This window comes from Saccharopolyspora sp. NPDC002686 (assembly GCF_040295745.1).
Taxonomy (GTDB): domain Bacteria; phylum Actinomycetota; class Actinomycetes; order Mycobacteriales; family Pseudonocardiaceae; genus Saccharopolyspora; species Saccharopolyspora oryzae.
This window is the reverse complement of record NZ_JBEOVY010000272.1, coordinates 1-10,888: the sequence shown is the minus strand read 5'-3', so window position 1 is coordinate 10,888 and position 10,888 is coordinate 1. Positions and strand designations below refer to the sequence as shown.

The window sequence follows — 10,888 nt, the reverse complement described above, 5'->3', positions numbered from 1 at the left end:
CACCCTCCTTCGGGAAGGTGATGTCCATGCCGATCATGTCGAACTCCAGCCACACCCCCCGATCGGCGAGCCCGAGCTGGTACTCACCGTCCTCCTGCCGCCGCTGGGTGCCGGGCGTGCTGGGGCACACCGACTACCCCGGCGACCCCGAGTGGGACCGGGCGGTCGCGATGGCGGCCGGTCTGGAGACCCCGGTTCGCGGCGCCACGCTGCCGCTGCGCCCGCAGACCCCCACGCCAGCACAGGCCCCGGCCGTGCCGAGCACACCGAAGACCCAGCACCTGACCGCGCAGGGCGGCGACGGCGGATCCCTCACCGACTCCGTCGAAGAGCTGACCCAGGCACCGGAGGAGCCAGAGGCCGCGCCGGAGGACGAGAGCACCCCGGTCACCGTGCCGGAGCAGCAGGATGTGAAAACCCGTCCCAAGCCCGCCGTGCTGCCCGAGATCACCGAGCCCCGCGGTCGCAGCGCCCCGTGGGAGCGCGCGATGTCGCTGGGCAGCAGCGAGAACTGAGCCCCGCGCTCAACTCCTAACCGGTGGCGTGGTCCAGCACGGACCGCGCCACCGTTCTCTTCTGCGCGCAACGGTGGGTCCACGGTCGGTGCTCTTCCACCACCGACGCGATGCGGGGCTGACGTTCCAGCACGCGCCTTGCGGAGAGTCGTTCGCCGGCTGGTTCCTGTCGTTTCGAGTTCCATGCAGTCCATGCTGCCGCGCTGACCAGCAAAGATCATCACTCGAGCAGGTGAACATCTGTTCGAATACCTGAGCAGCTCTCAGAACCAGCGGAAGCGCGGCCCTCCCCCGCGCACGGAAAAGCGCGGTGGCGCCGCCCCGACGGGACGACGCCACCGCGCCTCTTACCAGGAATTACTCGCTCGAACCGGAGCCTCGTGGCACCTCGCCACCGGTCTCGACCTCACCGGCCTGGGCCCGCTGCCCCAGCCGCGAGTGCCTGCGGCCGTACAGGAAGTAGATCACCACACCGGCCACCATCCAGATCACGAACCGGATCCAGGTCAGCGCGGTCAGGTTCAGCATCAGCCAGAGGCAGGCGAGGATCGCCAGGATCGGCACCAGCGGCACGAGCGGGGCGCGGAAGCCGCGCGGCAGGTCGGGCCGGGTCCTGCGGAGCACGATCACGCCGAGCGAGACCAGCACGAACGCGAACAGCGTGCCGACGTTGACCATCTCTTCGAGCTTGTCCGCCGGGAAGAAGCCCGCGGCCACCACCACGACCACGCCGACCAGGATGGTGGCGCGGGTGGGGGTGCCCCGCTTGGGGTCGGTCTTGGCCAGACCGCGCGGCACCAGGCCGTCGCGGGACATGGCGAACAGGACTCGGGTCTGACCCAGCAGCAGCACCATGACCACCGTGGTCAGACCGGCCAGCGCACCGACCGCGATGATCGCGGCCGCCCAGTTCACGCCGTGCTGCGCGAAGGCGGTGGCCAGCGTGGCCCGGTTGCCCTCCGCATCGGTCGCCAGGTCGGTGTAGGGCACCATGCCGGTGACCACCAGCGCGACCGCGACGTAGAGCACGGTGACGATCGCGAGGCTGCCGAGGATGCCCCGCGGCGCGTTCTTCTGCGGGTTGCGGGTCTCCTCCGCGGTGGTCGCGACGATGTCGAAACCGATGAAGGCGAAGAACACCAGCGACGCACCGGCCAGCAGGCCGAAGATGCCGTAGGTGCTGGTCTCACCGCCGAGGATGAGTGACAGCAGGGACTGCTCGATCTTCGGGGTGTCGCTGGCACCGGCCTCGGCGGCCGGCGGGATGAACGGCGTGTAGTTCGCCGTGTTGACGTAGGCCAGGCCGACCACGATGACCAGCATCACCACCGCGACCTTGATCAGCGTGATGACCAGGCTGACCCGGGCGGAGAGCTTGGTGCCCAGCGCCAGCAGGGTGCACAGGACCGCGGTGAGCAGCACCGCGCCCCAGTCGAACTGGAGCCCGCCGCCGAGCTCGAACGAGGTCGGCAGGTCGAACCCGCCCAGCTTGAACACTTCCTGGAGGTAGACCGACCAGCCCTTGGCCACCGCGGCCGCGGCGACCGCGAACTCGAGGATCAGGTCCCAGCCGATGATCCAGGCGATGAACTCGCCGAAGGTGGCGTAGGAGTAGGTGTAGGCGCTACCCGCGACCGGCACCGTGGAGGCGAACTCGGCGTAGCAGAGCGCTGCGAGACCGCACGCGATCGCGGCGAGCACGAACGCCACGGAAACGGAAGGTCCGGTCATGTCGCCGGCGGTCCTCGCGGCCAACGTGAAGATGCCGGCGCCGATGACCACGGAAACACCGAAGACGATCAGGTCCCAGGTGCCGAGGTTCTTTCGAAGTTTGGTGTCCGGCTCGTCGGTATCCAAGATCGATTGCTCTACCGACTTGGTACGCCACAGCCCAGTACCTGGCACTGTCGCCTCCTCAGTAATCCCAAATGGTGGGTCGCACCCTAACCCGGCAGTGTTGCGGGCGGAACTGGGTGCCTTTAGTCCTCACGCCCATTCGTTAACTCCTTGTGATGTGCACAACTGCGCCCCTGAACGAAACGGGCCTGGTCAGCGGGTCAGCGTCCGCTCGAGGTCCGGTTCGAGGTAGATCAGCCGCGCCTCGGGGACCTTCGCGCGGACCCGCGCCTCCGCTTCATCGATCTCGGCAGCGACCTCCGCCACGGACATCGCGGGGGTCATGCCGATCTTCGCGGCGACCAGGAGCTCCTCGGGTCCCAAATATTGGGAACGGATGTGAATGACCTTCTGCACGCTGCCGCGCTCCAGCTCGCCGACGATCGCGGCCAGCACCTCGCGGTTCGCGCCCTCCCCGATGAGCAGGCTCTTGGTCTCGACGATCAGCACGATCGCGATCACCCCCAGCAGCGCCCCGATGCACGCGGTGCCGACACCGTCCCACACCGGATTGCCGGTGAGCGCGGTGAGACCGACGCCGCAGAGGGCCAGCACCAGGCCGATGAGCGCGCCCAGGTCCTCCAGCAGGACCACCGGCAGTTCCGGCGTCTTGGCCTGCCGGACGAACTGCCACCAGGTCAGCTTCCCCTTGATCGTGCGCGACTCCTTGATCGCGGTGACGAAGCTGTAGCTCTCCAGCCCGATCGCGACCAGCAGGATCAGCACCGCGACCCAGACCGAGGTCAGCGGCTCGGGGTGCTGGATCTTGTGGATGCCCTCGTAGAGCGCGAACACCGAACCCAGGCTGAACAGCAGCAGCGCGACCACGAAGGAGTAGAAGAAGCGGTCCCGGCCGTACCCGAACGGGTGCTCCTCGGTGGGCTTGCGCTGCGAGGTCTTCTGCCCGAGCAGCAGCAGGCCCTGGTTCGAGGTGTCGGCCAACGAGTGCACCGACTCCGCCAGCATCGACGAAGACCCGGTGAACAGGAAGCCGGTGAACTTGGCGGCCGCGATGCCCGCGTTGGCGGTGAGCGCAGCCAAGATCGCCTTGGTTCCGCCGCTTGCTGACACGTTCTCTCCCGTGCGGTGCGCAGGTCGACCGGTCACCCGGTCAAGGACGGGAGGAATCTACCGGCCGACGCGGCGGCCGCACCGCGGGTTCGGGAACTCGCCCGAATTCTGTCCCTTTTGTCCCCGCTCGGCGGTTCAGAACGCCCCGGCCGCGGCGCGGAACACCTGCGCCCGGCCGTCGTCGTCGAGCTCGGCGGGACGCACCTGCACCGCCGGGTCGGACGCCGCGAGCCACACCGACTGCCCGCGCTCCAACCGGAGCTCGCGCGGCAGCGATCCGTTGTGCGTGCTGCTGGTCAACCGGACGCTGCCCTTGGTGCACAGCAGGATCTGCGGGCCCGGCGAATCCAGGTGCACGACACCGGATTCGGCCGGCGTCCAGTCCAACCTGGAGAGTTCGAACTCGTCGGCCGGCGTCCGGTACGCGGTCAGGTTCGCGTCCAGCGACTCGCCCTTGAGCACCCGCATGTCCCCGCAGGCGAAGTCCAGCACCCGCAGCAGTTCCGGGACGTCGACGTGCTTGGGGGTCAGACCGCAGCGCAGGATGTTGTCGGAGTTGGCCAGGATCTCGATGCCGGTGCCGTTGAGGTAGGCGTGCAGGTTCCCGGCGGGCAGGAAGATCGCCTCGCCGGGCTGCAGCACGATGCGGTTGAGCAGCAGGCTGGCCAGCACACCGGCGTCGTGCGGGTAGGCCTCGCCGAGCTCCAGCACCGTCCGGCACTCGAGGGAGAACTCGCCGTGCTCCCGGACGTGCTCGACGCACGCTTCCAGCAGCTCCGGCAGCACCTCGCGGAGGTAGGTCTCCGGCAGCGTGATCCAGGTGGTGAACAGCGCGCGGAGACCGTCGGCGTCGGGCTGCGCGGCGAGCAGTTCCCGGTGCGCGCGCAGGCTCGGCACCGCCAGCGCGTCCAGCAGCCGGACCGTGCGCTGGGCCTCGCGGAACCCGGCCAGCGCGTGGAACTCCGTCAAGGCGCAGATCAGCTCGGGCTTGGCGGTGGGATCCGGGTAGTTGCGGTTGGGCGCGTTGCGCGCGATGCCCGCCCGCTCCTCCAGCCGGAAGCCCTCCGCGGCTTGCTCGGCCGACGGGTGCGCCTGCAGGCTCAGCGGTTCGTCCGCGGCGAGCACCTTGAGCAGGAACGGCAGCTGCCCGCCCCAGCGCTGCACGCACACCGGCCCCAGGTGGTGCGCCGGGTCGTCCTCCAGCAGGGACAGCAGGGACACCTCGTCGCCGTCGGGCCGGACCACCCGCGACGGGTCGCCGGGATGCGCGCCCATCCACAGCTCGGCTTCCGGGTGCGGAGTTGGGACGGGCCGACCGAGCAGATCAGCAATAGCGGTACGCGAGCCCCACGCATAGGGGCGCACCGCGTTCCGCAGTAGCTCCACAGTCGTTTCTCGCTTCCTCGTCTTCGCGCCTGCTCGTCCCAGCGCCCAGCACAGCACACCGCGTTGGACCGCCGGGCGGCATCGGGGCATTCCCCTGAAACTTCCCTCAGTGCATGGCCAACGCCGGCCACCCCGGACCGTTCAGCGTGCCCGCCGCCAGCCCCAGGTAGACGGCGGCCAGGTCGAACCGGGCGGCCAGCGTCGCGGATCGCAGCACCGCGTCGTCGCGCACCGATTCACCTGGGCTGATCAGGTCCGCACCGGGCAGGTCCCGCACCGCGCCCCGTTCCTGCGCCTCCCCCTGCGCGTCGTACCGCGCGCTGACCAGGAACACGCGCAGGGCGGCGCCCGGGTTGTCCTCGGGGTCGGCGAACAGGTCCGCTTCCGAGCCGACCGAGGAGGCGGCCCGGTGCAGTGCGTGCTCGGCCACGGCCTGCTGGTAGTCGGCCACGTGGCAAGGCGTTGCGGCGTGGGCACCGAGGGCGAAGGCACCGTGCGTGGCGACCGCAGTGGACACCCGGTCCAAGCCCCACAGCAGCGGCGCGCGGTCGGCCAACCGCAGCGCCAGCGACTTCGCCGGGTTGGTCAGCGTGTCCTGGTTCGGGTGCGCGTGCTCGGCCTCCTTGTCCAGCTCGTCGGCCAACTGCTCGGCGTCGAAGCGGACCAGGTCGAGCGCGCGGAAGACGTTGAGCCCGACCGCGAACGCGTGCGCGAAGGACAGCGCAGGCGGTACCGGGATGCGCGGCGGCAGGACCTTCGCGCGGCCTGCGCCGGCCGCCGCGACCGGACCATCCGGCGGGACCGCCAGCACGACCGTCGCACCGCGGCGGCAGGCCGTCGACACCGATTCGGCCAGCACCGCGTCGCCGACGTCGTCGCTGTGCGCGAACACCACGTCCAGCGCGCCGATCCAGGCCGGGATCGTGTCGGTGACCACCACCGGGACCGGGCAGCGCGGCCCGGCCAGAGCGGCCAGCAGCTGGCAGACCCCGAGCCCCACACCGGGGCGCACCAGCAGCACGATCGCGCGGGGCCGGTCGTCGGCCAGGTCGTCCATGCCGACCTCGGTCGCGGTCTCGGCCGCGGCGCGGACCTGCGCACCGGACAGTGCCGCGAGGCGCAGCAGACCACCGGCATCGGCGTCGACCAGCCGAGCGGGATCGTCGAAGAGTGTGTCGTCGAGCACCGGGCCTCACCCCTCCCCGGAAGGCGCCGGTCCCCCGACGGCTTCTTCCAGCAGCAGCACCGGAATTCCGTCCCGCACCGGGAAGGCCCGACCGCAGGAGGTGCAGGTCAGGTAGTCGGCCTGGGGATCATCGGCCAGCCCCGGCCGGAGCTGGGCGTGCTGCGGGCACGGGCAAGCCAAGATCTCCAGCAACTGCGGTTCCAGGTCAACGGCCACTTTTCCTCCCCAAACTCGCCCGCGCACCCAGCGCGAGCTCGCGCTCCGACCTCTCGCGGCCGAACTTCACCCTCGGACGACCGCGAGCACCTCGTCGCGCAGCGCGGCCATCGCGTCAGTGTCCCTCGCCTCCACGTTGAGCCGGAGCAGCGGTTCGGTGTTGGACGGGCGCAGGTTGAACCAGGAGCCGTCCGACAACTCCACGGTAAGCCCGTCGAGCTCGTCCACACGAGCGCCCGACCGGTCGCCGAAGGTCGCGGCCACCGCGCGCATCCGGCCCTGCTGGTCCTCGACGGTCGAGTTGATCTCGCCGGAGGCGGCGTAGCGCGAGTAGTCGGCCATCAGCTGCGACAACGGCAGGTCCTGACCGCCCAGCGCGGCCAGCACGTGCAGCGCGGCCAGCATGCCGGAGTCGGCGCGCCAGAAGTCGCGGAAGTAGTAGTGCGCGGAGTGCTCGCCGCCGAAGATCGCCCCGGTCTCGGCCATCGTCTGCTTGATGAACGAGTGGCCGACGCGGGTGCGCACCGGCTTGCCGCCGTGCTCGGCGACGATCTCGGGCACCGCTTTGGAGGTGATCAGGTTGTGGATGATCGTCCCGCCCGGCTCCTTGGCCAGCTCGCGGACGGCGACCAGCGCGGTGATCGCGCTCGGCGCGACCGGTTCGGCTCGCTCGTCGACCACGAAGCAGCGGTCGGCGTCGCCGTCGAAGGCCAGCCCGGCGTCGGCGCCGACCTCGCGGACCTTGGCCTGCAGGTCGACCAGGTTGGCCGGGTCCAGCGGGTTGGCCTCGTGGTTGGGGAAGTTGCCGTCGAGCTCGAAGTACATCGGGATCAGCTCGATCGGCAGCCCGTCGAAGACGGTCGGCACGGTGTGCCCGCCCATCCCGTTGCCGGCGTCCACCACGACCTTCAGCGGGCGGATGCCGCTGACGTCGACCAGTTCGCGCAGGAAGGTGGAGTACTCGGCGGTCATCTCGCGGCTGCTGGTGCTGCCCTTGGCGCCGAGGAACTCGGGCACGCCGTGGGCGACCAGCTCCTGGATCTCGGACAGGCCGCTGTCCTGGCCGACCGGGGCCGCACCTGCCCGGCAGAGCTTGATGCCGTTGTACTGGGCCGGGTTGTGGCTCGCGGTGAACATGGCGCCCGGCAGCTCCAGCCGACCGGAGGCGAAGTAGAGCATGTCGGTGCTGGCCAGGCCGATGTTGATCACGTCGACGCCCTGGCCGGTGACGCCTTCGGCGAAGGCCTCGGCCAGACCCGGCGAGGAATCCCGCATGTCGTGCCCGATGACCACGGCCGGACCACCCACCAGGCGGGTGAAGGCGGCGCCGATCTCCCGCACCGCGTCAGCGTCGAGTCCATCCCCGACCACCCCGCGGATGTCGTACGCCTTGACGATCCCCGACAGGTCCCGCACGCTGCACCCTCCCCGATTCCGCGCCAGACACGACGTGGTTGGCAGCCTACCGGCGAACGATCGGGCGGTGGCGTCCGCTGGACGCACGCGAGCTGTTCGTCACGATCAATTCACTCGTCGATCGGATCGGGCAAGGCTCGCAAATGCCCGCGGCGGCTGCCGCTGGTACCGGCTCCCTGGGCTTCCACCGGCCGGTCCGGCCGCCCGGCTTCCCGGACCGCCTCGGCCAGCGCGGTCAGGTCGTCGTCGGAGGGTTCCGGCGGGGCGAACTCGCCCTCGTGCCGCACGACCTCCCAGCCCTTCGGCACGGTGAGCCGCAGCGCGTGGGCTTCGCACAGGTCGTAGCTGTGCGGTTCGGCGTAAGTGGCCAGCGGGCCGACGACCGCGGTGGAGTCCGCGTAGGCATAAGTGAGCGTGGCGACGGCCGGGTTGAGACACCCGGTCCGCGAGCACCGCCTCACGCTCCGCACGACACGCACGATAGCGCGCCCGATCCGGTGCGCGGCGAAGGCACGCGGAAACCGATGTTGAACGGGCCCTCCAGGCCGAGGTCAGCGCAGGTCAGGACGGTGCGGACCGAGCTCCGGCGCCGGGCGTTTCGCCTGGTCGATCACGCCGCGCACCGCGGAACGGCCGGTTCCGCGCGCCTGCGCGCCCGCGCGTGCGGAATTCCACCCGATGCTCATCCCGGCTCCGGGCGCGGAAGGCGTACCCTCAGCGCGTGGTGACCGCACGTGGATCTCGGCGCCGTATCCGCTTCCGGCGGGATCGGCGCGGCCGCGGCCTGCGAGGACCGCTGTACCCGTCCTCGGTCCCGGTGTCGCGCAGCCGTTCGCAGCGCTTCGACGCGCTGGTGCTGGAGGCGTTGGAGCCGATAGAGCAGCGCTGGCACGCCGAGCTGACGCAGCTCGACGTCGCCGTCGACGAGGTACCGGAGATCACCAGCACCACTCCCGAGAAGGTCGTCTGGGACGACGACGTGGTGGTGGACTCCAACGTTCCGCTCGCCCGGCTGGTCCCGGCCGGGGTGGACCGGCGCGGTCTGCCCACGCGCGCGCGGATCGTGCTGTACCGGCGGCCGCTGGAAGCGCGGGCGCGCGACGGCACGGACATGGCGGACCTGCTGCACGACGTGCTGGTCGAGCAGGTCGCCACCTACCTCGGACTGGACCCGGACGTCATCGAAGGGCAGTGATCAGCGCGTCCAGCGCTGCCGCGTACCCGTGCTCGGGCGGCGTGGCGTAGCCGACGACGACACCGTCGGCCGCGGACTTCGACGCGTCGGGGTGGCGGAAGTCGTCGAGCCCCTCCACCGCAACACCTCGTTCCGCAGCGGCTGCGACGATGGCCTGCTCGGTGCCGGGTCGCAGGCGGAGCACGGCGTGCAGACCTGCGGCGATGCCGGTGGCGGTGATGTGCGGTGCGTGCTCGGCCAGTGCCGCGACCAGCTGGTCGCGGCGGTGCCGGTAGCGCTGCCGCATGCGGCGGACGTGGCGGTCGTAGTGCCCGGACTCGACGAAGTCGGCCAGCGCCAGCTGGTCCAGGACGCTCGCCCAGCGCTCCCGCAGCCCCTTCACCGCCAGCACCTCGTCCACCAGGTGTTCGGGCAGCACCATCCAGCCGAGGCGGACCGCCGGCGACAGGCTCTTGCTCACCGATCCGAGGTAGATCACGCGCTCCGGGTCGAGGCCTTGCACCGCTCCCACCGGCTCCCGGTCGTAGCGGAACTCGCCGTCGTAGTCGTCCTCCAGGACCAGCCCGCCGCTGGACCGCGCCCAGTCCACGGCCGCGGCACGGCGTTCGGGGTGCAGCGGTCCGCCGGTCGGGAACTGGTGGGCGGGCGTGAGCAGCGCGGCGCGCATCCGCGAGTCCAGCTCGTCGGTCCGGGCTCCGTGCTCGTCGAGACCGAGCGGGATCGTGCGGACCCCGGCTTCGGCCAGCAGCTCGCGGTGGAACGGCAGGCCGTAGGACTCGACGGCGAGCGGGCCGCGCAGGACCCCGCCGAACAGCAGCTCCAGGGCGTGGGCGAACCCGCAGCAGATCACGATCCGCTCCGGTTCGGCGCGGACCCCGCGGGCTCTCGCCAGGTAGTCGGCCAGTGCACGGCGCAGTTCCGGCCTGCCGTGCGGGTCACCGGGGCCGAATGCCTCGCTGGGTGCCGCGTTGAGGGCTCGGCGCGCTGAGGCCGACCAGGCGGTTCGCGGGAAAGAGGAGCTGTCCGGCTGCCCTTGCCGCAGGTGGTGGACCGGTTCCGGGCGTTGCGGCCGCCGGGCCGGACGGCTGGCGCGGCGGGGTTCGACGCGGTGCGCGACGCGGGTCCCCGAGCCCTGGCGGGCCGTGAGCCATCCCTCGGCGATCAGCTCGGCGTAGGCGGCGGCAACGGTGTTGCGGGCCAACCCCAGATCCGCTGCGAGCGATCGGTACGGCGGGAGGCGGGTGCCCGGCTGCAGCCTTCCCGCCCTGATCGCCTCGCGCAGCGCGGCGGTGAGCACTGCCCTCTTGCTCCCCGGACCGGACAGGTCCAGGTGGAGGTCACTACCGGTCACCGCCGCCGAATTGGCCCAAGATTTCGCCACGGAATTGCACTCTACGACCGGTCGATGCGCGTCGTAGCGTCGAACGCATGACGAACCAGAACCGCATCGAATTCGCCAAGACCGCCCCCAAGGCGTTCCGCGCCCAGCGCTCCCTCGAAGCCGCGGCCGGCGAAGGACTCGACCCGGTGCTGGGCGAACTGGTGCGAATCCGCGCGTCCCAGCTCAACGGGTGCGCGTACTGCCTGCACATGCACACCAACGACGCCCGCAAGGCCGGGGAGGACGAGAACCGGCTGCACATGGTCGGTGTGTGGCGCGAGGCGACGAACTTCTTCACCGAGCGGGAGCTCGCGGCGCTGGAGCTGACCGAGGCCGTCACGCTGATCTCCGACCGCGGCGTGCCCGACGAGGTCTACGCCCGAGCCGCCGAGCAGTTCGAGCCTGAGGAGCTGGGGAGCCTGCTGGCGCTGATCCTCAGCATCAACACCTGGAACCGCATCGCGCTCGCCACCGGCAAGATCGCCGGCACCGACGAGCGCACCGCCTGACCCCCGACGCAATTTCAATGGAAATCGGACGTCTGATTTCCATAGGTCACCCAGCTCGACGCGTTCCTGGCCTCCGCGGCCGGGCAGCCGTCGGACAGCGACCCGGCGGACTCCACC

At 70.8% G+C, this 10,888-nt stretch carries 12 protein-coding genes; 3 read left to right on the top strand and 9 right to left on the bottom strand.

The genetic code is table 11. From position 1 onward, the window contains the following. Positions 1 to 116: 116 nt before the first annotated feature. A complete protein-coding gene (locus tag ABTZ89_RS28475) occupies positions 117 to 515 on the top strand; it encodes a hypothetical protein (protein ID WP_502949606.1) in 399 nt (132 codons plus the stop codon). A gap of 357 nt (positions 516 to 872) precedes the next feature. Here ABTZ89_RS28475 and ABTZ89_RS28470 read toward each other — a convergent pair whose 3' ends face one another. The 8 genes from ABTZ89_RS28470 to ABTZ89_RS28435 all read right to left on the bottom strand — a co-directional run bounded on the left by ABTZ89_RS28470 (position 873) and on the right by ABTZ89_RS28435 (position 8,372). Next, a complete protein-coding gene (locus tag ABTZ89_RS28470) occupies positions 873 to 2,420 on the bottom strand; it encodes an amino acid permease (RefSeq protein ID WP_270953470.1) in 1,548 nt (515 codons plus the stop codon). Between the two features lie 144 nt (positions 2,421 to 2,564). Then, positions 2,565 to 3,482: a cation diffusion facilitator family transporter gene (locus ABTZ89_RS28465; RefSeq protein WP_270953469.1), complete on the bottom strand. Its 918-nt coding sequence runs from the start codon at positions 3,480 to 3,482 to the stop codon at positions 2,565 to 2,567. Between the two features lie 135 nt (positions 3,483 to 3,617). After that, positions 3,618 to 4,868: a mannose-6-phosphate isomerase, class I gene (gene manA / locus ABTZ89_RS28460; RefSeq protein ID WP_270953468.1), complete on the bottom strand. Its 1,251-nt coding sequence runs from the start codon at positions 4,866 to 4,868 to the stop codon at positions 3,618 to 3,620. Positions 4,869 to 4,974: 106 nt separating this feature from the next. Next, positions 4,975 to 6,054 (bottom strand): SIS domain-containing protein, encoded by a 1,080-nt coding sequence (locus tag ABTZ89_RS28455; RefSeq protein WP_270953467.1) that lies wholly within the window; start codon positions 6,052 to 6,054, stop codon positions 4,975 to 4,977. A gap of 6 nt (positions 6,055 to 6,060) precedes the next feature. Continuing rightward, entirely contained in the window at positions 6,061 to 6,270 is a 210-nt protein-coding gene (locus ABTZ89_RS28450; protein ID WP_270953466.1) for a Trm112 family protein, read from the bottom strand. Positions 6,271 to 6,336: 66 nt separating this feature from the next. After that, complete coding sequence (locus tag ABTZ89_RS28445) at positions 6,337 to 7,686, bottom strand: phosphomannomutase/phosphoglucomutase (protein ID WP_270953465.1); 1,350 nt, start codon at positions 7,684 to 7,686, stop codon at positions 6,337 to 6,339. A gap of 110 nt (positions 7,687 to 7,796) precedes the next feature. Further along, positions 7,797 to 8,156 (bottom strand): DUF3499 domain-containing protein, encoded by a 360-nt coding sequence (locus ABTZ89_RS28440; RefSeq protein WP_270953464.1) that lies wholly within the window; start codon positions 8,154 to 8,156, stop codon positions 7,797 to 7,799. 81 nt (positions 8,157 to 8,237) lie between these two features. Continuing rightward, on the bottom strand, positions 8,238 to 8,372 hold the full coding sequence (locus ABTZ89_RS28435) for a hypothetical protein (RefSeq protein ID WP_270953463.1): 135 nt from the start codon (positions 8,370 to 8,372) through the stop codon (positions 8,238 to 8,240). Between the two features lie 35 nt (positions 8,373 to 8,407). Here ABTZ89_RS28435 and ABTZ89_RS28430 point away from each other — a divergent pair, with 35 nt between their 5' ends. Then, entirely contained in the window at positions 8,408 to 8,881 is a 474-nt protein-coding gene (locus tag ABTZ89_RS28430) for a metallopeptidase family protein (protein WP_177247858.1), read from the top strand. Here ABTZ89_RS28430 and pdxR read toward each other — a convergent pair. After that, a complete protein-coding gene (pdxR, locus tag ABTZ89_RS28425) occupies positions 8,865 to 10,262 on the bottom strand; it encodes a MocR-like pyridoxine biosynthesis transcription factor PdxR (RefSeq protein ID WP_351050306.1) in 1,398 nt (465 codons plus the stop codon). The genes ABTZ89_RS28430 and pdxR overlap by 17 nt on opposite strands. Before the next feature lie 47 nt (positions 10,263 to 10,309). On the opposite strand from pdxR, the gene ABTZ89_RS28420 reads away from it, so the two are divergent. Continuing rightward, complete coding sequence (locus ABTZ89_RS28420; protein ID WP_270953460.1) at positions 10,310 to 10,771, top strand: carboxymuconolactone decarboxylase family protein; 462 nt, start codon at positions 10,310 to 10,312, stop codon at positions 10,769 to 10,771. Positions 10,772 to 10,888 lie beyond the last annotated feature (117 nt).